This is a genomic window from Hypericibacter terrae (assembly GCF_008728855.1).
Classification (GTDB): domain Bacteria; phylum Pseudomonadota; class Alphaproteobacteria; order Dongiales; family Dongiaceae; genus Hypericibacter; species Hypericibacter terrae.
This window is the reverse complement of sequence record NZ_CP042906.1, coordinates 3,960,452-3,985,368: the sequence shown is the minus strand read 5'-3', so window position 1 is coordinate 3,985,368 and position 24,917 is coordinate 3,960,452. Positions and strand designations below refer to the sequence as shown.

Sequence of the window (24,917 nt, the reverse complement as noted above, 5' to 3'; positions counted from 1 at the left end):
GATCCTCCCGCATGACCGATTCCGACCGCAAGCCGGACGAACATCAGTTCGCCACGGTCCGCAATCCCCGCCTGCGTCTGCTCATCCCCCTGGTCGTCGCGATCGCGTTCCTGATGGAACAGCTGGATGCGACGATCATCACGACCGCCATTCCGGATATGGCGCGCAGCCTGGGCACGACGCCGCTGCGGATGAACCTGGCGGTGACGACCTACGTCCTCACCCTGGCCGTGTTCATTCCCGTGAGCGGCTGGTTCGCCGATCGCTTCGGCGCGCGCCGGATCTTCGTGCTGTCGCTGGTGGTCTTCACCATCGGCTCCTGCCTCTGCGGCGTCGCGGACAGTTTCGCCATGCTGGTGGCGACCCGCGCCTTGCAGGGCTTCGGCGGCGCCATGATGACGCCCGTGGGGCGGCTGATCCTGCTGCGCAGCTTCCCGCGCGACCAGTTCTTCACGGCGATGATCTATATGAGCCTGCCGGCCCTGGTCGGACCGGTGATCGGTCCGCTGCTGGGTGGCGTGATCACGACCTACGCCTCATGGCGCTGGATCTTCTATATCAACATTCCGTTCGGCTGTGCCGGCATCCTGCTGGCCTTGCGCTATGTGGAGGAGATTCGCGGCGACAAGCGGGTGCGGTTCGACTTCCCCGGCTTTTTGATGGTGGGAGCGGGCGTGGCGCTCCTGCAATACGGCATCGAGAATGTCGGCCGGCCGACGATCCCGACCCCCGCCATCATCGCCGTTCTGATCGCCGCCGCCCTGTTCCTGCTGGCCTTCATCCGCTATGCGCGCAAGGTGGCGGCACCCGCCGTCGATCTGACCCTGTTCCGGCTGCGCTCCTTCCGGATCGGGACGCTTGCGGGCGGCCTCGCCCGTATCGGCATGAACGGCGTGCCTTACCTTCTGCCGCTCATGCTCCAGGTCGGTTTCGGCATGAGCCCGGTCATGTCGGGCTCGCTAACCTTCGTCACCAGTTTCGGGGCGCTGGCGATCCGTCCCATCTCCACGCGCCTGCTGCGCACGCTGGGTTTCGACCGTTTGCTGTTCTGGAGCGCGCTCCTGGGCGCCGCCGTGATCGCCGGCTTCGCTCTCATCGGGCCGGACACGCCCTACTGGGTCATCGCGCTCTATATCGCGTTCTTCGGATTGCTGCGTTCGGCGCAGTTCATGACTTCGAACACGCTCTCCTACGCCGAGATGCCGTCCGACAAGCTCAGCCGTGCCACCAGCCTGGGCGGGGTGCTGCAGCAGCTCACTGTCAGCTTCGGCGTCTCGCTCAGCGCCATGCTGCTGGGCCTGCTCACCACGGAAGGTGCGCCGCTCACCACCGCGCGCTTCCACGAGGTGTTCCTGCTGATGGCGATCATCCCGCTCCTGGCGCTCCCCGGTTTCCGCTTCCTCAAACCGGAAGACGGCATGGAGGTCAGCGGCCACCGCCGCGCCGCGAAAGACGGCTAGAACGAGCTCTTCGTTAGCCGGAGATCCCGTCCAGCCATTTGTTCAGCCAGGCGTCGTAATTGCCGGCATAAGACTGCTGGTCGATGATGATCTGCTGCTTCAGATTCTCCGCGCGGCCCGGATCGTTGCGGGCGAGTGCCGGGGGCAGCATGGCCGATGCGGCGGGATTGGCGCAGCCGTTCCCCATGATCTTGAACACTTCGATCTGCCGTTCCGGGATCTGGGTGGAGGCGATGAATTTCTGCGCTGCCGCGACATGCTCCGCTCCTTTGGGAATGGTCCAGGAGGAGGCGCTCAAGGCGCCCTGGTTCCAGGTCCAGGTCACCTTGCCCTTGGTATCGCGGTCGAGCACGCTCGCGCGCGTATGCCACAGCGCCCCCATGACGATCTCGCCCGTCAGCAGCATCTGCTGGCTGTCGGCGCCGCTCTCGAAATAAACCAGATTGTCAGCATGTTTGCGCGCTGCCTTGATGGCGCGGTCGATGTCGAGCGGATAGAGCTTGTCGGGCGCGATGCCATCGCCTAACAGGACCGCTTCCCAGGCGCCGATGCCGTATTTCCAGATGGCGCGCTTGCCCGGGTATTTCTCGAAATTGAAAAAGTCCACCCAGTTCTTGGGTGGCTCGGTGCCGACCTTGGTGGTGTCGTAGGTGACGACGGTGCTGTAGGTGTAGTTGCAGACGCCGAACTCGAGTGCATAACCGGGCTGGACCTTGTTCTTGTCGACGATCGAATAATCGATCGGCTCGAGCAGTCCTTGCTTGCCTAGGTCGATCGCCATGAAGACCTCGATCTCGGCAACGTCCCAAGTGACATGCTTGGCGTCCACCATGGCCTTGATATTGCCAGGCATAGGCCCGCTGCCGTCGATCTTGACGACAATCCCGGTATCGGCGGTGAAGGGCTTGCCCCAGCCTTCGCCTTCCGCGCGTTCGGCATCGCCGCCCCAGTTGGCGATAACGATCTCTTCGGCCGCCTTGGCCGAGCGGGCCAGTCCGAGAGTCGCGGGCGCAATGCCCAGCAGTGCGCAGGCCTCGAGGAAACGGCGGCGGGTCACGCTACCCTTCCGGTAGGCGTCGATGACTTCAAGCGCCTGCGAGCTCTGATTGATTCCCATGTCGCCCTCCCTGTTGATTCTTGCCGGCACTCTTCCCTTCAAACCATGATTTCGCCGCCGCTCGCCACGACGGTTTCGCCGGTCATGAACTGATTGCGTCCGGAGGCGAGGAACGCGACGACCTCGGCGATCTGATCCGGCGACGCCGCGTTCCCGATGGGGATGCGCTGGATCGCACGCGGCAGCCAGCCCTGCTCCTGAGCCCGTTCCGTGGCGATCGAGCCGGGGCTGACGCCATTGACCAGGACTCCCTTGCCGGCCAACTCGAGGGCGAAGGTCTTCACCAGGCTGAGGACGGCCGCCTTGGAGGCGGCGTAATGCGGATAGAGCGGCTTGGGGATGTAGGAGTCTGTCGAGGAGATGCAGACGATCCGCCCATATTGCCGGGCCGCCATCGCCGTCATGAAAGCCCGGGTCGTGAAGAACACGCTCTTGAGGTTGGTGTCGAAGACGCGATCCCAGGAAGCTTCCGTGATGTCGGCCGTCGCCTCGAAGGGATAGATGCCGGCATTGTTGACGAGGACGTCGCAGCGCCCCGATTCCTTCAGGATCGCGTCGCGGGCGGCGAGGATCGCCGCCTCGCGCATCACGTCGGCGATATGGGCTCGGGCGCGCGATCCCAGCTTCGCGGCGGTTGCCTGCAGCCGGTCCCGGTCGAAATCCATGAGATGGACGAATGCGCCGCGGGAAACGAGCAACTGGCTGATCGCGGCACCCAGACCCTGCGCCGCTCCGGTCACCACCGCCACCTGGTCGTCGAAGCGCTCGAATGCCATGACCGCCACGTCGGATGTCGCGCCTGCAGCTCTCGCAACAGTAAGGAGCCGCGCTCTGCCGTCGCTCCATACCCCGCGCGGGGTATCTCGGCTGGTTGGCGGGCTGGCATACTGACATGGCGGTGCCGCATCGACTGAACCGGTTGCTCGCAATGAGCGACACAAGGGTTGGCGCTCGAAGAAGCTGGGAGATCTCGCATGACGAATGTCGGTCTCACTCCTGGAACCTTCGATCCCGCGAAGATCGGCCCCGTCGAGCTTCCATTCACCGAAGCGGAGTATCGATCGCGCATCGCCAAGGTCCGCGGGATGATGCGCGAGCGCGGGATCGACCTGCTTTGGGTCACCACGCCCGAAGCCATCTGCTGGCTCCATGGCTACTTCACGAGCTGGTACAAAGCGAATTCGCCGATGCGCTATCCGCAATGCTACGGCACGGCGATTCATGCCGGATCGGACCGGGTCATCCATTTCGACAATCCGACCGAAATGCCCGTCATGGCGCGGACCTCCATCTGCAGGGATAACCGCTGGCTTCCCGATCGTCGGGCGACGCCGAACCTGCGATTCATCACAGAAGAACTGGCGAGAGAGGGCTGGCTCGGCGGTACGGTCGGGATGGAATTCTGGAGCTACATCCCCAACCGTGCCATCAGCACCATGTTCGAGGGCGCTTTCCGCGCCGCCGGTTGCGAGGTGGTCGATTCCAGTGCCTTGCTGCGCCGCGCGCGCCGGGTGAAGTCGGCTCAGGAGATCGCCTATATCGAGAAAGCGACCGAGATCTGCGACATCGGTCACCGCGCGATTCAGGATCTCCTGAAGCCCGGCATCACCGAGCTCGATCTCTTCGGTGCCGTGACCCACGAGATGATGAAGGCGGGCGGCGAGTTTCCGGCGCTCATTCCGATCTTCAACACGGCGCCGGTGGTCGATGGGGTTCCCCAGTCGATCGGCCACAGCATGGCCAGCACCAAAGTCATCAAGGCGGGTGAGATCCTCGTCGCCGACCTGTGCGGCGTCTACAACCGCTATCACGGCAACGCGATGCGGGGGTTCTTTGTCGGCGAACCGCCAAAGGCCCTGGCGGAGCGCTATCGCCTAGCCGCCGGCGTCTATGACGTCATCACGTCCGATCTCAAGGCAGGCTTGACCGTCCGCGAGGTGAATCGCCGCCTCCGGCGATATTATGACGAGGTCGGCCTTTGGTCCGAGACAGGCGGGTGGGCCCTGGGCTACGAGCTTGGCTTGAGCCTGCCGCCCGACTGGGTCGGCGACTTCTACTTCAATCTCGGCGACGACGAGTTCCTGGATCGCGTATTCGAGGACGGGATGGTCACCAACTTCGAGAGCCTGTTCGACACGGCACTCATCGATACCGTCGTCTGGGACAAGAAAGGCTGCCGTCTGCTGTCGAAGACGCCGCTCGAATTGATTGCGGTAGCCTGACGGCCGAATTTGCCTAGGTCGCCACGACCTTGTGCGGTTCGGTGACGTAGAGCTTGTTTCCGTCCGGATCGAAGAAGGCGCGGAAGCGATAATGAGTTCCGTTGGGATGATTCCAGGTTCCGATGCGGGGGCTCACCCACTCGACTTTACCGTTGAGCTCGGCCATGGCGACATCCAGGTTCTCGACCTCGAAGGCGAATGAATCGAGACCCGGCACGCTTTCCGCGCTGCTGCCGCTCCGGGGCGGCTCGTGGGTTCCCGCGTCGGTCTTCAGCACATAGAGGGTCAGGTTGCCGAGGTCGATGGCAGCCCAGCTTTGTCCCGGCGCATAAGGCAGGAAAAACCCGAGCCCCAGGGTTCCGTGATAGAAGTTCACCAGCCTCTGAACATCCCTGGTCAGGATGTCCATATTGTCGATCCGCTTGAGCTTCAGCATCACGCGCGTTCCCCGGCCAATGAAGACGTCGAGCCGGTGTTGTGTAACACCGTTTTGCGATCACGGCCGCGACTGACGTCGATGCCGGCGGCTGATGCGAACGAGCTCAGGCCAGGACGGCCAATCCCGCGGCCGCGATCTGCCCGTCCTGCTGCGCGGTGCCGCCGCTGACGCCGATGGCACCGATGATCTCCTCTTCGACGATCAGGGGCACGCCGCCTTCGATCGGGACCACGCCGGCCAGGCCCAGCGTCGGCATCCAGCCGCCGGTCAGCCGGTCCTCGAGCGCCTTGGTCGGTCGCCGGAACATGAGCGCGGAGCGCGCCTTCGCGATCGCGACCTCGATGCTGCCCAGCTGCGTGTCGTCCATCCGGGCGAAGCAGAGCAGGTGGCCGCCATCGTCGACGACGGCGATACACATGGTGAATTCCTGCCGCAGCGCTTCCGCTTCGGCCGCCGAAGCGATGCGCCGCGCGGCTTCGAGCGAGAGCTTCTTGCGCGCCGGCAGCGTCATGGCGACGGTGCCCTTCATGCCCGGTGTGGTCATGGCTGTTCGCTCCCTGGATCCGATGCCGGAGATCGGGCTCCGGCCATGGCTATCCTGGCCCAACGGGACCCCGCGGGTCTTACGGAAATTTAAAGCCCGGCCCTTCTAATGGGCGGCCTCGGGTGCGATGGCTGTGGCGAGACCTTCGCGCCGGGCCCGGGCCGCTGCCGGTCGCTTCTGCCAACTGACGGGTTTCATTGATAGATTTTTACCCTTCGAGGCCGCAAACCAGGACTTGCCCGGAGGGCCGGCGAGGGGCTATGCCGACCGCGTGGCGGGAGGGGATCCATGGCGGAACTGCGTGACAGGCTGATCGGGCTGGGCGAGCCCGCGCCCTGGTTCGAGGCGCATACCACCTTCAATCCCCGTTTCGCGATGGCGAGCCTCGGCGGCCGCTTCGTCGTCCTGGTGTTCCTCGGCCGCGCGAGCGCCCCGGCCTGCCGCGCCTTCGTCGAACAACTGGCCGCCGCCGCGCCATCGTTGCCCGACAACGACGAGATTCATGTGCGCTTCGCGATCAGTTGCGACGGCGGGGATCAGGTCGACCCGGTCATGGCGACGGCCTTTCCCAAGGCCCGCATCTTTCATGACGCGGACGCCCATGTGTCCGGCCTCTATGGCGCGATCGACCGGCGCGCCGAGACGCCGGAGCTGGGCTATCGCCCGCACTGGCTGGTTCTCGATCCGATGCTGCGGGTCTATGCTCGCGGCAGCATCGAGCGGCCGGATCTTTTCATCGCCGCGATCAGGGGCCTGCCGGCCCCCGGCGAGCATGCCCGGACCAACGCCGAGCTCTGGGCGCCCGTGCTTCTCGTGCCGCGGGTGCTCGAGCCCGATCTCTGCAGGGCCCTGATCGGGGTCTATCAGAACGGGCAGCCGGCGGCGTCGGGCTTCATGCGGACGGAGAACGGCCGGACGGTCGGCAAGCTCGATCCGAATTTCAAGCGCCGCAGCGACGTCACGATCGGCGATCCCACGCTGCGCAACGCCATGGTGCAGCGCATCCATGCGCGGCTGGTGCCGGAGATCAAGAAGTCCTTCCAGTTCTCGGTCAGTCGCATCGAGCGCTATATCGTCGCCTGCTACAGCGCCGAGGATTCCGGATTCTTCAAGGCGCATCGCGACAACACCACGGCCGGCACCGCGCATCGCCGCTTCGCGGTCACGATCAATCTGAATGCGGAGGAGCATAGCGGCGGCGAGCTGCGCTTCCCCGAGTTCGGCATGCGGCGCTACAAGACGCCCACCGGCGGCGCCATCGTATTCTCCTGCTCGCTCCTCCATGAAGCGCTGCCGGTCACGAAGGGCCTGCGCTACGCGACGCTGCCCTTCCTCTATGACAACGAAGCGGCGGCCATTCGGGCGCAGAACCTCAAATTCCTCGACAACAAGGGCGCCGGCGCCGTCGGCGAGGCCGCCGAGACGGCGGAAGCCGAGGCCAAGGCCGAGTATTGAACGCCGGTCGAGGCGACGGAGCGCATGCAAAAGGGGCCGCATTTTCATGCGGCCCCTTCAGCTTCAGGCCTGACTCGGGCTCAGGCCAGATGCTTGGCGAAGAAGGCCGCGGTCCGCGCATCCGCCTGGTCGGCGAGAGCGGGCACGCGCGACGAGCCGGTGTGGCGGGCGAAGGCATGGTCCGCGTCATAGTCGTGGATCGTGACGAGCGGATTGCCTTTCAGCGCGGCATGGACCTTGGCCTGGGCCTCGGCCGGCACGAACTTGTCCTGCTTGGCGATATGGAGCAGCAGCGGCTTGCGGATCTTGCTCTTCTCGCCCAGGAGACCGTCGAGGCCCGTGCCGTAATAGGCGGCGGTGGCGTCGCTGTCCGTACGCGTGGCGCAGAGGAAGGCGAGGCGTCCGCCGAGGCAATAGCCGATCACGCCGACCTTCTTGCAGCCGCGGGTCCGCAGCGCCGCGATGGTGGCCTTGATATCGTCGATGCTCTTGTCGCCGTCGAATTTGTTCATGTAGTCGAGGCCCTGCTGGAACTGCGCCGGCACATCGGCATCGAGTTCCACATTGGGCTTCAGGCGCCAGAACAGGTCGGGTGCCGCCGCCATATAGCCCTTCGCGGCCCAGCTGTCGGTCATCGCGCGGATGCCCGGATTGACGCCCAGGATTTCCTGGATGACGACGATGCCCGCCTTGGCCTGGCCGGACGGCGCGGCAAGATAGGCATTCATCTTTCCCGATTTATCGGGGACGGCGATCTCGATTTTCTGGCCCATGGGGGTGTCCCTTTGAAGAAGCTGCGAAGAATCCCCAGGCCTTGGGCCGACGCCGCCCGATGGCGGCGTCGGCAAACCGGCATCAGGCCTTGCAGAAAGCCAGAAGCTCGGCGTTGACCTGGTCTTTCAGGGTCGTGCACATGCCGTGCGGCGCGCCCTTATAGACGACCAGTTTGGCATTTTTGATGATCTTCGACGAGAGCAACGCCGAATCCGCGATCGGAACGATCTGGTCGTCGTCGCCGTGGAGGACCAGGGTCGGCACCTCGAACTTCTTCAGGTCCTCGGTGCAGTCGGTCTCGGAGAAGGCCTTGATGCAGAAATACGAAGCCGGGAAGCCGGCCATCATGCTCTGCAGCCAGAAGGATTCGCGCACGCCTTCGGAGACCTTCGCCCCGGGCCGGTTATAGCCGTAGAACGGCAGGCTGAGGTCTTTCCAAAACTGCGAGCGGTCGGCCTGCACGCTCTTGCGCAGGCCATCAAACACCTCGAGCGGCGTGCCGCCCGGATTGGAGGCGGATTTGACCATGACCGGCGGGATGGCGCCGATCAGCACGGCTTTGGCCACGCGCTTGTTGCCATGCCGGCCGATATAGCGGGCGACCTCGCCGCCGCCGGTGGAATGGCCGATATGGATCGCCTTCTTCAGATCGAGATGCTCGACCAGCGCCGCCATATCGTCGGCATAGGTGTCCAGATCGTTGCCGTTCCAGGGCTGGCTGGACCGGCCATGGCCGCGGCGGTCATGGGCAATGCAGCGATAGCCGTTGGAGGCCAGGAAGAACATCTGGTCTTCGAAGGCATCCGCGCTCAGGGGCCAGCCATGGCTGAACACGATCGGCTGACCGCTGCCCCAATCCTTGTAGTAGATCGAGGTGCCGTCCTTGGTGGTGATGTAGCTCATGTCCTGACTCCCGTTGTTGCTTTTCGGTAATTTTGAGTTGGCGTCGGAAATGCCATCCGCGGCTTGCGCCCGGTCCGGCAGGCTGGCCACCAGCGGGCCGGCGATGGCGGCCCCGGCGGCCAGACGCAGCAGATCGCGCCGACTTGGCGAGAGGTCGTCGAAAATGGTCATGTCGGATTCCCTGGTCGATGTCGGGGATATCCTGCGGCCGGCCCATGACATTCAATAGAACAAAAACCGCGTTCTCATCAGGATTGTGTTGATGACGAGAACGAGTGAACGGGAGTTTCGATCTTCGGCCGATGGCTAGAGGAAGCTCGCGCGGACCAGGAAGTTCCAGAGCGTGACGCGGGACTCCTCATAGATCAGCGCGTCATGCAGGACGCCGTCGGACTCGAACAGGCTGACATTCGCCGAGCCCCGCAGCTTCTGCCGGCAGCGCCCTCGGGCCTCGGGCTCATGATCTGCGTTGAACCAGAGGTCGCGGTTGGAGACGATGACGAGCGTCGGCAGCTTGTCGTCGCGCAAGGGCTGGAAGCGGCAGGGGGCTGCGATCGCGAAGCGGCCCGCCAGTGCCGGGTCGGAGAAGGCCAGCACCGCGTCGCCGCCCTCGTCGAAGCCGCCGGCGAAGATCCGCAGCTTGTCGGCCCAGGGCGCTTCGAGCACGCGGGTCAGCGCGTAGCTCAGTTCCTCGATGCGCCATTGCTGGATCTGCGCCAGGGGCGCCGTGAAGTCCCGCATCTGGGTGCGCGCGTCGCAGCCCGAGGGCCGATCGTGGCGCACGAAACTGTCGGGGGCGATCACCACATAGCCCAGTTCCGCGAGCGCGCGGCCCTGGTTGCGCACATCGGCCAGATCGTCCGAGCGTCCGCAGCCATGGAGATGGATGATGACGGGCAGCGGATCGGTTGCGTGCAGGGTCAGGAACCGCTGCATGTAGGGCTGGTTCATCGGCCCGCTGATGACCCGCAGATTGAGCTCGTCATCCTCGTAACGCACGAACACCTGCGCTTGCGCCCAGGTTTCGGCCAGATCGCCATCGAGGGCCTGGCGGATCGGAGGCGCCGTGCTGGCGAGGGACGCAGAAAGTGCATTGCCGGCGTCGGCTCCGTCCGCGGCGCGGGCCCCGGCATCGAATCCGGGTTCGGCTGCGGGAAGGCCGGCCAGTGCCAACACGATCACGAGGGCGGCGAGGGGCCGCATGGGGTCATGCTAGAGGGGAGGCCCCTCCGCGGCAATGGTGGGCGAAGGATTAAGGGCAGGTGGGGTCTGGGACAGGCGGGAACCGGGGCCGGCGGTCAGGCGGCCGCCTTCTCCCGGACCCGGTCCAGCAGGCGGTGCATGAAGCCCTCGCACAACGCCAGTTGGTCGAGGCTGACCCACTCGTCGGGCTTATGGGCCTGGGTGATGCTGCCAGGACCGCAGATGATGGTCGGGAGGCCGGCCTGCTGGAACAGGCCGGCTTCGGTGCCGAAGGCCACCTTGCGCACCATGTTGGCGCCGGCGAGCTTCTTGGCCAGGACCACGAGATCGGCTTCTTCCGGCATGTTCAGACCGGGAAAAGCGGAGATCTCCTCGAAGCTGATACCGCTGTCGGGGGCCACCGCATGCATGGCCGGCAGCAGCTCGCGATCGACGAATTCCCTGAGCTCGCCGAACATCGCCTCGGGATCGACGCCCGCGATATAGCGGAACTCGAAATCGAAGTAGCAATCCTTCGGCACGATGTTGAGCGCCGTGCCGCCATGGATCACGCCGGTATGAACGGTCGTGTGGGCGACGTCATAGTCGTTGTCGAACGGCCCGTTCTTGGCGCAGCGCTGCGCCATCCGCTTCAGGAAGGTGATCATCTCGGCCGCATATTCGATCGCGTTGACGCCCTTGGGCGCCAGCGAGGAATGGGCCTCGAAGCCGCGCACCCGCGCCCGCAGGCTCTTCTTGCCCTTATGCGCGACGATCACCTTCATGTCGGTCGGCTCGCCGATGATGACGGCCGACGGCTTGATGCGGAAATCCTTGAGCAGCGCGATCAGGCGGCGCACGCCGACGCAGCCGACCTCCTCGTCATAGGAGAAGATCAGATGGATCGGCTGCTGCAGCGGCTGCGCCAGGAACTCCGGCACCATGGCGAGCGCGATCGCCAGGAAGCTCTTCATGTCGCAGGTGCCGCGTCCGTAAAGCTTGCCGTCGCGCTCGGTGATGCTCCAGGGATCGCTGCTCCATTCCTGGCCGTCGATCGGGACCACGTCGGTATGGCCGGACAGAGCGATGCCCGGGCGGTCGGTCGGTCCCAGCGTCGCGTAGAGATTGGCCTTCTTGCCGCTTTCGTCGAACACCATCTGCGATTCCACGCCATGGCCGGCGAGATAGTCGCGGATGAAGTCGATGATCTGGAGATTGGAGTTCCGGCTCGTGGTGTCGAACGCCACGAGCTTGCGGATCATGTCGAGACTGCGCGAAGAGGGCGACAAGATAAGCGGTTCCGTTCGGGTCGGGGAAACTCCCATCATAGGACAGGGCGCGGCCCCAAGCCAAGAACCGGACCCGAAGGCGGATCGCAGGGATTGCTGGGCATTTTGCGGGCATTGACCGGCCAAGGCAGTATAGTCGCCCGATGCGAGAGCAAACCCTTGAAGAGCGCTGGTCCAGCCGCGAGCCCCGATGGGGATCGGCGCCCCTGGTGCTGGATTCCCCCCATAGCGGACGCGTCTATCCGGAGGATTTCGGCCATGCCGTCCCCTTCGAGGCGCTGCGCCGCACCGAGGACGCCTATGTCGATCGCCTGTTCGAGGGGGCGGCGGGGCTCGGGGCCGGCTTTCTGACCGCCCTCTTTCCCCGCAGCTATGTCGATGCAAACCGGCATGAGACCGAGATCGATCCGCTGCTGCTGGCCGATCCCTGGCCGGGCGCGGCCATCTTCACCGATCGGGTGGACAAGGGGCTCGGCGTCATTCGCCGGCTGGTGGGGCCGCGCCTTGCGGTCTATGACCGGCTGCTGCCATCGGCCGAGATCGAGGCGCGGCTGGAGCGCTATCACCGGCCCTATCACGAGAAACTCCAGGCCATGCTCGATGCGACCCATGCCCGCTTCGGCCAGGTCTGGCATCTGAATTGCCATTCGATGAAGGCGATGGGTCGAGGCCGTCAAGGCCAGCCCGCGCTGATCCGCGAGGATTTCGTGCTGGGCGACCTCGACGGCCAGAGCTGCGATTCGGCCTTCCGCGACCTGGTCGCCGGCGAACTGCGCGCCATGGGCTATAGCGTGGCGATCAACGCGCCCTTCCGCGGCGCCGAGCTGGTGACCCGCCATGGCTTGCCGGCCGAGGGCCGTCATTCGCTGCAGATCGAGATCAACCGTCGCCTCTATCTCGACGAGACGAGCGTCGCGACCCATCAGGGATTCGACCGCCTCAAATCCGACCTGGACCGCCTGGTCGCGCGCCTCGTCGACTTCGCCGCAGCGGAGGCGGAAGCGGCGGAGTAGGGATCGCGTTGCGGCATCCCTCCCCCTTACCCCCTAAGTCTATGTGATCGCTTCGCTCAACTTTAAAGCTTCGAGCGAGATCGACGCCAACCACGCCCCCTCCCCTTGCGGGAGGGGGTAGGGGGAGGGGTTGTTTCAAGGAAGAGCGGCGGCGGCGATCGTGAGTCTCGCTCTACGCTCGAAAGTAGAGCGTAGCGATCGTTTGAACTTAACGATCGAGATCAGGGCACGAACTGCTCGCTCAGGATCCGCTCCTCGAGATTATGCTCGGGGTCGAACAGCAGCGTCAGCTGGTGTTCGGGATGGACCCGTACGCTGACCTCGACGATGTCGCGCACCTCGGTGGAATCGGCCACGGCGCTCACCGGTCGCTTCTCGGGTTCGCGAATCTCGAACACCGTCTCCGAGGTCTCCGGCAGGAGCGCGCCGCGCCAGCGGCGCGGGCGGAAGGCGCTGATCGGCGTGAGCGCCAGCAGGTTCGAGCCCAAGGGCAGGATCGGTCCGTGGGCCGAGAGGTTGTAGGCCGTGCTGCCGGCGGGGGTCGACAGCAGGATCCCGTCGCAGATGAGCTCGCGCAGCCGCACCTTGCCATCGACGAGGATCGCGATCTTGGCGGTTTGCCGGGTTTCGCGCAGCAGCGAGACCTCGTTGATGGCGATCGCCTCGACGACCTTGCCGTCGCGCGAGCGCGCTTTCATCTGCAGGGGGCGCAAGGTCACGGCCTGGCTGCGGGCGACGCGCTCGGGCAGGCCGTCTTCCTGATACTGGTTCATCAGGAATCCGATGGTGCCGCAATTCATGCCATAGATCGGGACCGACCGGCCCAGATAGCGATGCAGCGTTTCCAGCATGAATCCGTCGCCGCCCAGGGCCACGACCACGCTGGCCTTCTCCGGGTCGACGATGCCATAGCGATGGGTCAGGCGCTGATGGGCGCTGCGCGCCTCGGCCGTGTCGGCCGCGACGAATGCGATGCTCTGGTCGGGCAAGCCGGATCCCCTGGGTTGCGGGCGGGGCCTCACTATACCGGCAAGGCCGACGCTTGCCAGCCGCCGGGCTGGCGCGGCAGAGTGCGCCCGCTTGCGCAGGATGCCGACGGCCAGGCCGGACGGGAGCGCCAAATGAGGAGTCTGGAATGAATTTGCTGCGAAATGGCGCCGGCCGCACCGGCTTCGGTGGACGGATGATGGTCCTGGCTGCCGGTCTGGCGATGGCCATGGCCGTCGTCGGGTCTTTGAAGGCCCTGGCCGACGACACCACCGCCAATGACGACAATCATGCCAACTACTACTACCCGCCGCCCCAAACGACCGAGACCTACGAGGCGCGCGTCCAGACGCTGGCTGAGAGCGACCGGAGCCGCCGGATCGGCTTCGTCACCGGCCTCACCAAGCAGCTGCTGTCGCAGCGCTACGATCCCGGTTATGCGATCTTCGCCAAGGGCGACGACGCCGACAAATTGATCATCGTCGCGACCGAGGGCGGGCATTTCGATACGATGTACCGGGCCCGGGCGCTCCTCGCCAACCTGACCGCCATCTCGCGCATGACGCCCTTCTTCCAGCAATACACCCTGGCCGATCAGGCGACCTTTCTCGATCTGCTGAAGCTCCTGGGCTTCAAGCAGGTGACGATCAGCGACGGCGCCAACTTCGCGCATCAGATCACGATCAAATAGAGAGGAACGCCGCGAGGGGAGCGTACGCCGGCGAACCGGCGGTCAGCCGCCGGTCACGCTCATATGGCGCGGGACGGCGGGGCCGCTATGCCGGCGGTCGATGATGAAGTCGTGGCCCTTGGGCTTGCGCGCGATCGCCTCGCGGATGGCGGCCTCGAGCGGCGCGTCGTCGCCGGGCGAGGCGCGCAAAGGGGCACGGAGATCGGCGCTGTCCTCCTGGCCGAGGCACATATAGAGCATGCCGGTGCAGGTCACGCGCACGCGGTTGCAGCTCTCGCAGAAGTTATGGGTCAGGGGCGTGATGAAGCCGAGCCGCCCGCCGGTTTCCTTGACGCGCACATAACGCGCCGGCCCGCCGGTCCGGTAGTCGATATCCTCGAGCGTCCAGCGCTGCGCCAGGTCGGCGCGCACCATCGACAGCGGCAGATACTGGTCGAGGCGGTTCTCGCCGCCGATATCGCCCATCGGCATGACCTCGATCAGGGTCAGATCGAAGCCCTCCGCACCACACCAGCCGATCAGCCGGTCGAACTCGCCGTCATTGACGCCCTTGAGGGCGACCGCGTTGATCTTGACCTGGAGGCCGGCGCGCTTGGCGGCCTCGAGACCTTCGAGCACCACCGGCAGGCTGCCGCGACGCGTGATCTCGGCGAACTTGCGCTCGTCCATCGTGTCGATCGAGACATTGACCCGGCGCACGCCGAGGCTCGCCAGCTCCGCGGCATAACGCGACAGCTGGCTGCCATTGGTCGTGACGGTCAGTTCCTCAAGCGCGCCGCTCTCGAGATGACGCGACAGGCCGCGGAAGAGCTGCATGATGCCGCGCCGGACCAGAGGCTCGCCGCCGGTCAGGCGCAGCTTCTTCACGCCCTGCCGCACGAAGGCGCTGCAAAGGCGATCCAGTTCCTCGAGCGAGAGCACCTCGCGCTTCGGCAGGAACTCCATGTCCTCCGCCATGCAATAGACGCAGCGGAAGTCGCAGCGGTCCGTGACCGACACGCGCAGGTAACGGATATGTCGGCCGAAGGGATCGATCATCGCCAAGGCTTTCTCACATTCCTCGACCCGGAATATAGGACGTTCCGGGCGGGATTTCGCCCCCGAACCGGGTAGGGCTAAATGTCCCTAAGGCCCCTGAAAAACGAGGAATTTTGACGGAGAACCGGGTTTCTGGACCCTCCCGCCGGTTTCATGGCAGTTTGCCGCAGGGAAGCCGGGGCGATGGGTCTCGAGGGACGGCGGAACGGCCTCGGGGCGGGCCCGCGCCCTTGGCAGAGACGGGAAGGGTGAGCTTGGCGGAAATTCCAGTGCTGTTCGTGGGCGGCTGCATGAGAAGCGGCACGACGCTCATCCAGCGGCTCCTCTGCGCGGCGCCGGGCGTCAATCCGGCGATTGCCGAATGCCACTACCTGACCGAGCTGCTCGCCGCCCATAAGCAGGGCGAGAAGCGCTTCGACCTGTTCCTGGCGGACTATTTCGCCTCGCGCGAGGCCTTCGACGCGTTCGGCCGCGAGACGCTGCGCCGATTCCTGCATGCGCTTTCCGCCCGTTACCCCAAGGCCCGGCAGCTGGTACTCAAGAATCCGGAGCTCGCCTATCATTTTTCGCTGGCGGCAAGATTGCTCCCCGAGGCGCGCTTCGTCCTGGTCGCGCGCGACCCGCGCGACATCATCGCGTCGATGGTGAAAGTGGCCGGGCGCCAGCGCGCGGCGGGCTCGGTGGCGCCCCTGGTTCATGTCGGTCGCGACATGGAGAAGCTCTCCGAGCTGGTGCTCGGCTATTACGCCGACAGCTATGCCAATCCCCAGCTGCTCCAGGGGCGCCTACATGTCGCGCGCTATGAGAGCATTGCCCAAGGCGATCCCGCGGCATTGCAGGCGTTGGGACGGTTCGCCGGCCTGGCTCTGGACGGGCGGCCGGCGGCGCTCACGTCAGAGACCTGGCAGCGCCAGCGCGACGACCAGCAGGCCGGTGCGTTCTGGTCGCCCGGCTGGCAGGAGCCCACGAGCCAGCCGCGCATCGGCGGTTATGCCGACGAACTGTCGCCGGCCGAGATCGCGGTGATCGAACGGCAATGCGCGCGCTTCGCCCGCAGCTTCCAATATTGGTGAAATCTCAGCGATAGCCGAGCGGGATCATCGTCGGCCCGGCGATCGCTTCGATTCTGGCGCTGACGGCCGGGTCGCGCTCCAGGCTGGCGATGCGGCCGGAATCGAAACGAACCCGGTCGCGAAAGCGCGACAGCATGTCGGCGGAGCAGTCCTCGAGGCCAAGGGCCTGGAGGATCCGGGCGATCTCCGTCTCGGGCTGCGTCACCAGATCCTCGAACCGGGTTTCGACGTGATCCGTGGGCCAGCGGGCGGCGAAGGCGCGGGCGGCCTCGATGCAGGATTGCCAGAAGCTCGCGCCTTCATCGACCGTCTGATGCTGGCCCCAGCGCCGGCTCAGCATCGAGGGCACCGCGTCGCGGGGATCGCGCGTGCAGTGGATGAACTTCATCGCGGGGAAGAGATGCTTCAGGAGTGGCAGATGCAGCACGTAGAGCGGCGTCTTGTTGATCCAGGCGGGCTTGCCGTCGCGCCGCGCATGGTCGGCGAAGAGGCCGGTGACGAAGCGGCGGAATCCCGCCTGAGGCTCGGCCGTGATCAGATCCTCGATCAGGGTGCCGGTGGCGGCCATGGCCGTGTCGCGATCGAAGAGCACGTAATGGGCGCCATGCCAGTAGCGCTCATACTCCTTCTTGTTGTGCGGCCGGTGCGGCAGGTCGCGCGACCAGTGCGACATCAATCGCTCGATCTGGTCTGCCACCATGAAGGCCGAGAGGCCGCCGCTCGAGAACAGGAGCTGCGCCACTTCCAGCACGAAGCCCGTCTCGTAAACCGGCGACAGCACGGGATGCATGCCGAGGAGGTCGACCGCCAGCGTCGTGCCGCTGCGCCCGCAGCCGCCGATGAAAAGCGGAGGAACGGCTCGAGCCCCTGACATTTCCGCTCCGGTTGATTCCATGATCGCTTCCAGGGGACCGGCGGGTTCAGCGCGTCTTGCGCGCGATCAGGCTGTAGGACAAGGGCGGGAGGATGGGCTGCGCCGTCACGTTCCCGAAGATGTTGGAGACGTCGTGGTCATGCTCGGTAAAGGCTTCGAGCGCGAAGCCAGTCCCAATGCAGGCCATCATCGTGTCCGACAGCTTATGCTGAAACCAATAGGTCGGCTTCGATTTGTAGGTTTCGCCGCTCCAGTAATCCAGCCCGGTCTCGTCGCGAAAGGGATCGGTCCTGAAATAGGAATGGCGGAGCCTGGGCTGGGGCTCCGGGTCGCCCGGCTCGAACATGCCCATGATCGGATGCTGCTCATAGATGAAGAGCTGGCCGCCGGGCTTGAGCAACCTCGCGACCACAGAGAAGAAACCCCTGAGATCCGGCATCCATCCGAGGACGCCGATCGTGATGATCGCGAGATCGAAATTGGCATCGAAGCGCGCCGGAATGCGATAGATGTCGGTCGTCAGGAACTCGGCCTCGATGGCGCCGGCCCGGGCGAGCTGCCGCGCCTGGGCGATGAAGCCGTCCGAAATGTCGAACCCGACGCAGCGCGCGGCCCCCAGATTCTTCACGCTCAGCAGTTCGCGGCCATTGTTGCAGCAGATCTGGGCGACCGCCTTGCCGGCGAGGCCGATCTCTTGCAGCGTCCGGGTCTCGAGCGCGTCGAGGCAGGAATGGCCGGGCTTGCGGAAGTCGGCCAGCAGCTGCTCGAATCTCTGCCGCGCATGAATTGGCGCCGCCTCGTTCCAGGCCTCGCGGTTGGCCGCGGTGTAATCGTCGCGCTTCATGCCGGGATCGCCCTGTCAGCCGAGGAGGAGGGAATCGTCGGCAAGCGCCTGGCCTTGTCCGCGCGAGAACAGCGCCAGCAGATCGGGCACGTCGAGACCTTTCCTTGTCGGACCCGCCACGTCGAAGGCGATGCGGCCCTCATGCAGCATGATGGTGCGGCTGCCGTGATCGAGCGCCTGGCGCATGGAGTGGGTGACCATCAAGGTCGTCAGGCGCTGGGCCGAGACGATCGCGTCCGTCAGCTGCAGCACGAACTGCGCGGTCTTGGGGTCGAGCGCCGCGGTATGCTCGTCCAGCAGCAGGATCTTCATCGGCCGCAGAGTCGCCATCAGCAGCGAGACCGCCTGGCGCTGGCCGCCCGACAGCAGGCCCATCTTGTCGGCGAGACGCGCCTCGAGACCGAGGCCCAGCTGCTTCAGCTTCTCGCGGAACAGGCCCCGCACCGATCCGCCGAGCGCGCGCGCAAACCCCCGCTTGCGGCCGCGCGCGGCGGCAAGCGCCATGTTCTCCTCGATCGTCAGGGCCTCGCAGCTTCCCGCCAGCGGATCCTGGAACACCCGTGCGATCAGGCCGGCGCGCGCCGGCGCCGACCATCCGGTCACGTTGGTGCCGCCGATCGTCACCGACCCGTGGTCGGGCCGCACGTCGCCCGTGAGCGCATTGAGCAGCGTCGATTTCCCGGCCCCGTTGGAGCCGATCACGGTCACGAACTGACCCGCCGGGATGCTGAGATCCAGCCCCTGGAGCGCCCGCGTTTCCATCGGCGTGCCGACGTTGAAGGTGACGGCGAGATCCTTGAGTTCGATCATGACGGGCTCTTTCCGGTGGCGTTCCGTCCCGCCAGAAGCGTGCGCAGCGGGTTCCGGGCACCGGGGAGGATGAGCGCGATCGCCACCAGCACCGCCGTCACCAGATTGAGGTCCGAGGCATTCAAGCCCAGCGCCGAGCTGTTGAGCGCGAGGCCGACCGCGATGCGATAGACGACCGACCCGATCACGCAGCCCAGCACCCAGAGCATCACGCTGCGGGTACCGATGATGGCCTCGCCGACGATCACGGCGGCCAGGCCGACCACGATCGTCCCGGTGCCCAGCGCCACGTCGGCGAAGCCGTTCATCTGGGCGAAGAGCGCGCCCGCGAGCGCCACCAGCCCGTTGCTGATCGCCATGCCGAGATAGGTCATGGCGGCCGTGTCGATGCCCTGGGCCCGCGCCATGCGGGGATTGGCGCCCGTGGCCCGCATGGCGAGCCCCATGTCCGAGGCCAGGAAGCGCACCAGCAGCAGGGCGACGATCAGGGTCACGACGCCGGCATAGATCGGGCGGAGATAGAGATTGCTCAGTCCGAGCCCCTGGAAGGGCGTCAGCACGGTGGCTTCGTTGAGGATGGCGAGATTGGGCTTGCCCATGATGCGCAGATTGATCGAATAGAGCGCGATCATGGTGAGGATGCTGGCGAGGAGATGGAGGATGCGGAAGCGCAGATTGAGCGCGGCCGTGACCAGGCCGGCGAGGCAGCCGGCCAGGATCGCGATCGCGGTCGCGAGATAGGCGTTGCCGCCGGCGACGATGATGGTGCCGCTCACGGCGGCCCCCAGCGGGAAGCTCCCATCGACCGTCAGGTCGGGAAAATTCAGCACCCGGAAGGACAGGAACACGCCCAGCCCGACCAGCCCGAAGACCAAGCCGATTTCGATCGCGCCGAGGAAGGCAACGAGACTCATCGCCAGCCGACTTTCATCTCGAGACCGAAGCGCCGCATCCGTCCATCGCCGGATGCGAGGCCGAAGATCCCGTTACTGCACCACCTGCTTGGCGCGCTGCATCACCGCGTCGGGGATCGTCACGCCCATGGCCTTGGCGGCGCCCGGATTGACGAAGAGCTGGACCGTGTCGACGCCCTGCACCGCGATGTCGCCGGGCTTCTCGCCCTTCAGCACCCGCACCACGATCTTCCCGGTCTGGCGCCCGACATCGTAATAGTCGAAGCCGATGGCGGCGATGGCGCCGCGCGAGACCGAATCCGTGTCGCCGGCGAAGACCGGGATCTGGTTGTCCACGCCGACCTTCACCACCGAGGCGAAGGCGCTGACGATCTGATTGTCGGTCGAGACATAGATCGCGTCGACCTTGCCGATCAGGCTCTGGGCGGCGGTCATGACGTCGGAGGATTTCACGGCGGGCGCTTCGATCACGGTGAAGCCCAGCGCAGCACCTTCCTTCTTCGCCAGATTCATCAGGGCCACGCCGTTGGCCTCGCCGGGATTGTAGGGCATGCCGATGGTCTTGGCGTTGGGCAGGATCTCGCGGATCAGCGCCAACTGCTTGCCGACCGGAGCGAGGTCGCTCATGCCGGTAACGTTCCCGCCCGGCTTCTGCATGTTCGAGACCAGTTTCGCGTCGAGCGGATCGGTCACGGCGGTGAAGACCACCGGAATGTCCTGCGTCGCCGCCACGACCGCCTGGGCGGAGGGCGTCGAGATCGGCACGATCACGGCCGGGTTCTCGCCGACGAATTTGCGCGCGATCTGGGCGGCGGTCGAGGGATTGCCCTGCGCGCTCTCATAGACGAAGTTCAGTCCGTCCCCCTGATAGCCTTCGGCCTCGAGCTCGTCGCGCACACCGTCGCGAACCGCGTTCAACGCCGGATGGTCGACGATCGCCGTGACCGCGATCAGGACGGGATCGGAGGCCCGGACCTGATAGGCGCCGAGAACGAGGGCGGCCAACGCCGCCGCGCCGGCCATCAGGCCCCAACGCGAACGCTTCATGAATTCCTCCTGGGGGATGAAAACGAGGCCCGCGCTGCCCGAGGGGGCGGCATTCCGGGAGCCGGCTCGGGTCCGGAACATGCCGGGAGCCCTGAGCCTCGTCAAGGCGTCGGCCGGCGCCTGCGGCCGGGGAAAGGGGCGTTTGTCGGGGCCGGGTCGGTTCAGGCCCGTTTGGCGAGGTAGGCATTCACCAACTGGATAAGCCGCTCCCGGCCGAAGCTGGGATCGTGGCCGGCATGGACGATCTCGACCGGAAGCTCGCGCAGCCGCTTCATGGTCCGGATATAGGTCGGGATATGGGCGCCGTCGATCTCGTCGAGGAGCGGGCCGTCATAGATCGCGTCGCCCGAGAACAACGTCCCGGTGGCGGCCTCCCAGAGACCGATACTGCCGGGCGAATGGCCGGGAAGATGCAGCACCTCGAAATGCCGGTCGCCCAGATCGACCACGTCGCCCTCGGTCACGATCTCGGTGACGGCTGCGTCTTTCGTCGCAAAGCTCGCCAGGTCGTAGCCGGCATAGGGTAGTGCGGTGACGAGATCGCCGTCGAAGGGATAGCCGGCCTTGGCCAGGCTGAGGATCGCGTCGGCACCCATGACCGAGGCCAGGAGCGTGCCACGATCGGACGGACGCCGGAGCTCCTCGGCCTCGAGCTCATGGACCAGCGTGTGCTCGAACTCGTGATGATTGCCGATATGGTCGGTGTGGGTGTGGGTCGCAACGGCGGTCACTTTCTTATCGAGGAGATGCCGGGCCGCCTCGCGCAGGCTGACAATGCCCATGCCGGTGTCGATCAGCAGATCGCGGTCCCGGCCGCGCACATGCCAGATGTTGCAGCGCATCAGCGGCACGACATGGGGTTCGAGCAGAAGCGTGATGTCGTCGCTGATACGGGTGATCTCGAACCAGCGGTCGGCAATCGGCAGCAGCGGCATGGCGGCGATCCAGGGATGTCGAATGGCGAAGGGCCGTCGACGATAAGGTCCTGTCCGCGTCCTGGCAATCGCCCGTACGCACCCGCATGGGCGTCCTTTTCCCTCTGATCCGGGCAAGAAATCCCAATTCCAAACCGGTCGCAATTCCTGCCATAAAGACAATGTGCCATCGTGACGATGGTCGAGGCGGAGGCCGGGATTGCAGCAGGTCGTCCTTCATATCGGTGCGCCGAAAGCCGCTTCGACGAGCATTCAGTCCTTCCTTCGGCAGAATGCGGGCCGGCTTCGCGATCAGGGCCTCTGTCCGCTCGACAAGTTCCTGGCGCCCATCGAGCCGGGCGGGCTCGCGCGCATGGGGCCGCATATGCGGTCGGAGGAAATCCTGGTCGGCGCCGGCAGTGCTGCGGAGAAGACCGCCGGTCTGTCCGATCTCTATTGCTCCGCGCTCGATCGGGCCACGCGGGTCTCCGGATGCGACAGAGTGGTGTTCTCCGCGGAGAACCTGGCGCGTCTGAATGCGGAGCGCGACATCGTGATCGCGGCCTTCCAGGAGGTCGCCCGGCATTTCGATCTGCGGGTGGTGTTTTACGTGCGCCGTCCCGATCTCTGGCTGGAATCCTGCTGGAAGCAATGGACGCTCAAAGTTTCTAAGGCGTCGCCGGCGCAGTGGGCGCTCGACTGCGCGAAGCAGGGATTGCCCGATTTCCTCGGAGAGGCTCGTGCCTGGTCAGCGGGCCTGGGGCAGGGACGGCTGGTCGTCCGCGCCCTCGATCCGGCCGCCTTGTGGGGCGGGGCCGTGCTGGAGGATTTCGCCGGACTTCTGGGAGCGACCGGCCTCGACCGCAATCTCGCCTATGAGAACCGGATGCTGCACCCCGCGCTGTTGCGGTTCTTCCATCGCCATGCCGATCTGCTGTTTCAAGGCCCTCACGACGTGCGGCTCTCCAAATGGGCCGAAACCATGGGGCTCTTTGCGAAACCGGGGCAACGTCTCTTGAGCGCCGCCGTCCGCCATCGAATTCTCGCCCTGCTCTCGGAGGGCAGCCGCACGCTCTTGACGGAGTTCTGTCCGAACGAGGCAACGGCGCTGCTGGCGAGCTGGTGCCCGTCAGGAACCGCCACAGTTGTGCCGGGCGATCTCGAGGCATCCGAAGCCGCGCCTGGGTTGGCGGCGCTGGAACGGCTGGCCGCCAAGGGTCTGGCGCAGGCCCTCCGGTTGCAGGACCGGCTGGCAAAGCGCTGACCCCGCCGGCGTTGCGCGCTTTCCGGGGCTTTCCTTCCCGATTTCGGGGATCGAATTGCGGGCGAATCCTGCCATAAAGGCGGGAACCATCGAGGGGTGGGCCCGCGAGTCTGGTGGGGATCGGGGATTGCAGAAGGTCGTCGTCCATGTCGGCGCGCCCAAGGTCGCGTCGACCAGCATACAGTCCTTTCTTCGGCGCAATGCCAGCGGGCTGCGCGAACAGGGGATCTATCCGCTGGATGCCTCGCTCATGCCCATCAAGCCCGACCGGATATCGCCCATGGGGCCGGATCTGCAATTCGAGGCGATCCTGGATGGGGCCGGCAGCGTCCAGGAAAAGACCGCCGCACTGATCGATCGCTATTGCCGGGCCTTCGAGGCCGAATCCAGGAACGCCAAGGGCGGCGTGATCGTCTGGTCGGCCAAGAACCTGACGCGCCTGTCGGCCGATCGGAGCATCCTGCTGGCGGCCTTCGGAGAGGTCGCGCGGCGCTTCGATCTCGAGGTGGTGCTCTATGTGCGCCGACCCGACCTCTGGCTCGAATCCTACTGGAAGCAGTTCGCGCTCAAGATTTCCCGGGAGTCGCCGGCGCGCTGGGCGCTGCGGCGTGCCGAGGCGGGCTATCCCGATTTTCTCGCGGCGGCACGCGCCTGGGCGGAGGCGATCGGGCGGCAGCGGATTGCGGTCAGGCCAGTCGACCCCTCGGCGCTATGGGGCGACAATCTGCTGCTGGATTTCGCCGCCCGGCTCGGTGCCGCCGGGCTCGATTGCAGCATGACCAGCGAGAATCGCATGCTGCATCCGGCCTTTCTGAGCTTCTGCCACCGTCATGCGAATCTTCTGTTCCGCGGCCCGCATGACGTCCGCCTGTTCGATTGGGCGGAGGCCGCGGGCCTGTTTGCCAGATCCGATGCACGCATATTCGGCGCCTCGGTCCGTCAGCGGATCCTGGAATTGCTCGCCGACAATAACCGGGCGCTGTTGATGCAGTTCTGTCCGGCGGAAGTGTCGGCTCTCATTCCCAGCTGGTGCCCGGCGTCGGGCAGGGTCGAGATCGCATCGGGCGATCTCGATCTGCCCCAACCGGCACGCGTCCGCAAGCAGGTCGAGCGGGCGATCGCGTGGGGTCTGGCACAGGGACTTCGCGTCCAAGGCCGCCTGTCCAGGGCCTAGGGGCCGATCAGGAGGAGGGCTCCGCATTGGGGAAGAACACCGATTGCCCCTCCACCTTGAAGTCGGCAATGGCCTTCTGACCTTCCGGCGACACCAGCCAGTCGATGAAGGTCTGTCCGTCGGCCGCCTTGACATGCGGGAACTTCGCCGGGTTCACCAGGATGACGCCATATTGATTGAAGAGGCGCTTGTCGCCTTCGACCAGGGCGACGAGATCGCCTTTGTTCTGGAACGCCAGCCAGGTCGCGCGATCGGTCAGGGTGTAGCCGGCCATGCCGACTGCCGTGTTGAGGGTCGGGCCCATTCCGGCGCCGGTCTCGCGATACCAGGTTCCGCTGGCTTGCTTGGGATCGATCTCCGCGGCCTTCCAGAGCGTCACCTCGGCCTTGTTGGTCCCGCTGTCGTCGCCGCGCGAGAGGAAGGGGACCTTGGCGGCCGCGATCTTCTTGAGAGCGTCGACCACGTCGCTCGTGCCGGCAATGGCGGCCGGGTCGGCCTTCGGGCCGACGATGAGAAAATCGTTATACATGAGCTGATAGCGCCTCACGCCATACCCATCGGCGACGAACTTCTCCTCCGACGGCTTGTGGTGAACGAAGAGCACATCGGCGTCCCCCGCCTGGGCCAGTTTGATCGCTTCGCCGGTGCCCTTGGCGACGACCCGAACCTCGATGCCGGTCTTGGCGGTGAAGATCGGCAGCAGATAGTCGAACAGCCCCGAATCCTGCGTCGAGGTGGTCGAGGCCACGGTGATGTAGCGATCCGCGGCGGCTGCCGGCGGGGGCGAAGCTGCCGATGCCACCGTGGCGAGGAGGACGGCGAAGAGCATGAGCCATCGGCGTCGGGTGATCGTCATGACGAAGTCTCCCTTCGGAATGCCCCCAAGGGG

25 protein-coding genes are annotated in these 24,917 nt (G+C 65.6%); 8 read left to right on the top strand and 17 right to left on the bottom strand.

Annotation, left to right across the window (positions count from 1 at the left end; genetic code table 11):
- Window positions 1–11: 11 nt before the first annotated feature.
- The gene (locus tag FRZ44_RS18155) at window positions 12–1,460 is read left to right on the top strand and encodes a DHA2 family efflux MFS transporter permease subunit (protein ID WP_151178508.1); all 1,449 of its coding nucleotides are present in this window, start codon (window positions 12–14) and stop codon (window positions 1,458–1,460) included.
- Window positions 1,461–1,473: 13 nt separating this feature from the next.
- On the opposite strand, the gene FRZ44_RS18150 is transcribed toward FRZ44_RS18155, so the two are convergent.
- Window positions 1,474–2,577, bottom strand: a complete 1,104-nt coding sequence (locus FRZ44_RS18150; RefSeq protein WP_151178507.1) for an ABC transporter substrate-binding protein — start codon at window positions 2,575–2,577, stop codon at window positions 1,474–1,476.
- Window positions 2,578–2,615: 38 nt separating this feature from the next.
- Window positions 2,616–3,353: an SDR family NAD(P)-dependent oxidoreductase gene (locus tag FRZ44_RS18145; protein ID WP_191908168.1), complete on the bottom strand. Its 738-nt coding sequence runs from the start codon at window positions 3,351–3,353 to the stop codon at window positions 2,616–2,618.
- A gap of 198 nt (window positions 3,354–3,551) precedes the next feature.
- On the opposite strand from FRZ44_RS18145, the gene FRZ44_RS18140 reads away from it, so the two are divergent.
- On the top strand, window positions 3,552–4,799 hold the full coding sequence (locus FRZ44_RS18140) for a M24 family metallopeptidase (RefSeq protein ID WP_151178505.1): 1,248 nt from the start codon (window positions 3,552–3,554) through the stop codon (window positions 4,797–4,799).
- A gap of 13 nt (window positions 4,800–4,812) precedes the next feature.
- Here the strand turns inward: FRZ44_RS18140 and FRZ44_RS18135 are convergent, their stop codons facing one another.
- Together FRZ44_RS18135 and FRZ44_RS18130 are read right to left on the bottom strand one after the other, a co-directional pair.
- The gene (locus tag FRZ44_RS18135) at window positions 4,813–5,235 is read right to left on the bottom strand and encodes a VOC family protein (protein WP_151178504.1); all 423 of its coding nucleotides are present in this window, start codon (window positions 5,233–5,235) and stop codon (window positions 4,813–4,815) included.
- A 106-nt stretch (window positions 5,236–5,341) separates the two neighbouring features.
- Complete coding sequence (locus tag FRZ44_RS18130) at window positions 5,342–5,782, bottom strand: GlcG/HbpS family heme-binding protein (RefSeq protein WP_225308327.1); 441 nt, start codon at window positions 5,780–5,782, stop codon at window positions 5,342–5,344.
- 288 nt (window positions 5,783–6,070) lie between these two features.
- On the opposite strand from FRZ44_RS18130, the gene FRZ44_RS18125 reads away from it, so the two are divergent.
- Window positions 6,071–7,237: a 2OG-Fe(II) oxygenase gene (locus tag FRZ44_RS18125; RefSeq protein WP_151178503.1), complete on the top strand. Its 1,167-nt coding sequence runs from the start codon at window positions 6,071–6,073 to the stop codon at window positions 7,235–7,237.
- Between the two features lie 80 nt (window positions 7,238–7,317).
- On the opposite strand, the gene FRZ44_RS18120 is transcribed toward FRZ44_RS18125, so the two are convergent.
- The 4 genes from FRZ44_RS18120 to argE all read right to left on the bottom strand — a co-directional run bounded on the left by FRZ44_RS18120 (window position 7,318) and on the right by argE (window position 11,385).
- On the bottom strand, window positions 7,318–8,010 hold the full coding sequence (locus FRZ44_RS18120) for a dienelactone hydrolase family protein (protein WP_151178502.1): 693 nt from the start codon (window positions 8,008–8,010) through the stop codon (window positions 7,318–7,320).
- 82 nt (window positions 8,011–8,092) lie between these two features.
- Window positions 8,093–9,085: an alpha/beta fold hydrolase gene (locus FRZ44_RS18115; protein ID WP_225308326.1), complete on the bottom strand. Its 993-nt coding sequence runs from the start codon at window positions 9,083–9,085 to the stop codon at window positions 8,093–8,095.
- Between the two features lie 135 nt (window positions 9,086–9,220).
- Window positions 9,221–10,117, bottom strand: a complete 897-nt coding sequence (locus FRZ44_RS18110) for a dienelactone hydrolase family protein (RefSeq protein WP_151178501.1) — start codon at window positions 10,115–10,117, stop codon at window positions 9,221–9,223.
- A 95-nt stretch (window positions 10,118–10,212) separates the two neighbouring features.
- Complete coding sequence (gene argE / locus FRZ44_RS18105; RefSeq protein ID WP_225308325.1) at window positions 10,213–11,385, bottom strand: acetylornithine deacetylase; 1,173 nt, start codon at window positions 11,383–11,385, stop codon at window positions 10,213–10,215.
- A gap of 209 nt (window positions 11,386–11,594) precedes the next feature.
- On the opposite strand from argE, the gene FRZ44_RS18100 reads away from it, so the two are divergent.
- The gene (locus tag FRZ44_RS18100) at window positions 11,595–12,398 is read left to right on the top strand and encodes an N-formylglutamate amidohydrolase (protein ID WP_263641896.1); all 804 of its coding nucleotides are present in this window, start codon (window positions 11,595–11,597) and stop codon (window positions 12,396–12,398) included.
- A 221-nt stretch (window positions 12,399–12,619) separates the two neighbouring features.
- Here FRZ44_RS18100 and FRZ44_RS18095 read toward each other — a convergent pair whose 3' ends face one another.
- The gene (locus FRZ44_RS18095) at window positions 12,620–13,387 is read right to left on the bottom strand and encodes an NAD kinase (protein WP_151178499.1); all 768 of its coding nucleotides are present in this window, start codon (window positions 13,385–13,387) and stop codon (window positions 12,620–12,622) included.
- Window positions 13,388–13,533: 146 nt separating this feature from the next.
- Here FRZ44_RS18095 and FRZ44_RS27355 point away from each other — a divergent pair, with 146 nt between their 5' ends.
- Complete coding sequence (locus FRZ44_RS27355) at window positions 13,534–14,076, top strand: molybdopterin-guanine dinucleotide biosynthesis protein A (protein ID WP_225308324.1); 543 nt, start codon at window positions 13,534–13,536, stop codon at window positions 14,074–14,076.
- Between the two features lie 42 nt (window positions 14,077–14,118).
- On the opposite strand, the gene moaA is transcribed toward FRZ44_RS27355, so the two are convergent.
- Window positions 14,119–15,114 carry a GTP 3',8-cyclase MoaA gene (moaA, locus tag FRZ44_RS18085; protein ID WP_151180356.1) on the bottom strand — a complete coding sequence of 332 codons (996 nt, stop codon included), beginning with the start codon at window positions 15,112–15,114 and terminating at the stop codon, window positions 14,119–14,121.
- A 254-nt stretch (window positions 15,115–15,368) separates the two neighbouring features.
- Between moaA and FRZ44_RS18080 the strand changes: the two genes are divergently transcribed.
- Window positions 15,369–16,187, top strand: coding sequence for a sulfotransferase family protein (locus FRZ44_RS18080; protein ID WP_151178498.1), 819 nt, complete (start codon window positions 15,369–15,371; stop codon window positions 16,185–16,187).
- 4 nt (window positions 16,188–16,191) lie between these two features.
- Here the strand turns inward: FRZ44_RS18080 and FRZ44_RS18075 are convergent, their stop codons facing one another.
- From FRZ44_RS18075 to FRZ44_RS18050, 6 genes are all read right to left on the bottom strand, one after another.
- Window positions 16,192–17,061 carry a sulfotransferase family protein gene (locus tag FRZ44_RS18075; protein WP_191908167.1) on the bottom strand — a complete coding sequence of 290 codons (870 nt, stop codon included), beginning with the start codon at window positions 17,059–17,061 and terminating at the stop codon, window positions 16,192–16,194.
- Between the two features lie 46 nt (window positions 17,062–17,107).
- Window positions 17,108–17,905: a class I SAM-dependent methyltransferase gene (locus tag FRZ44_RS18070; protein WP_151178496.1), complete on the bottom strand. Its 798-nt coding sequence runs from the start codon at window positions 17,903–17,905 to the stop codon at window positions 17,108–17,110.
- A 15-nt stretch (window positions 17,906–17,920) separates the two neighbouring features.
- Window positions 17,921–18,715 carry an ABC transporter ATP-binding protein gene (locus FRZ44_RS18065; protein ID WP_151178495.1) on the bottom strand — a complete coding sequence of 265 codons (795 nt, stop codon included), beginning with the start codon at window positions 18,713–18,715 and terminating at the stop codon, window positions 17,921–17,923.
- Window positions 18,712–19,629, bottom strand: coding sequence for an ABC transporter permease (locus tag FRZ44_RS18060; protein WP_151178494.1), 918 nt, complete (start codon window positions 19,627–19,629; stop codon window positions 18,712–18,714). The genes FRZ44_RS18065 and FRZ44_RS18060 overlap by 4 nt, the downstream gene beginning before the upstream one ends.
- A 72-nt stretch (window positions 19,630–19,701) precedes the next feature.
- The gene (locus tag FRZ44_RS18055; RefSeq protein ID WP_191908166.1) at window positions 19,702–20,676 is read right to left on the bottom strand and encodes an ABC transporter substrate-binding protein; all 975 of its coding nucleotides are present in this window, start codon (window positions 20,674–20,676) and stop codon (window positions 19,702–19,704) included.
- 161 nt (window positions 20,677–20,837) lie between these two features.
- Window positions 20,838–21,611: an MBL fold metallo-hydrolase gene (locus FRZ44_RS18050; RefSeq protein ID WP_151178493.1), complete on the bottom strand. Its 774-nt coding sequence runs from the start codon at window positions 21,609–21,611 to the stop codon at window positions 20,838–20,840.
- 199 nt (window positions 21,612–21,810) lie between these two features.
- On the opposite strand from FRZ44_RS18050, the gene FRZ44_RS18045 reads away from it, so the two are divergent.
- Together FRZ44_RS18045 and FRZ44_RS18040 are read left to right on the top strand one after the other, a co-directional pair.
- Entirely contained in the window at window positions 21,811–22,854 is a 1,044-nt protein-coding gene (locus FRZ44_RS18045) for a hypothetical protein (protein WP_151178492.1), read from the top strand.
- 127 nt (window positions 22,855–22,981) lie between these two features.
- Entirely contained in the window at window positions 22,982–24,028 is a 1,047-nt protein-coding gene (locus FRZ44_RS18040) for a hypothetical protein (RefSeq protein WP_151178491.1), read from the top strand.
- A 7-nt stretch (window positions 24,029–24,035) separates the two neighbouring features.
- On the opposite strand, the gene FRZ44_RS18035 is transcribed toward FRZ44_RS18040, so the two are convergent.
- Window positions 24,036–24,884, bottom strand: coding sequence for a substrate-binding domain-containing protein (locus FRZ44_RS18035; RefSeq protein WP_407657994.1), 849 nt, complete (start codon window positions 24,882–24,884; stop codon window positions 24,036–24,038).
- Window positions 24,885–24,917: the final 33 nt, after the last annotated feature.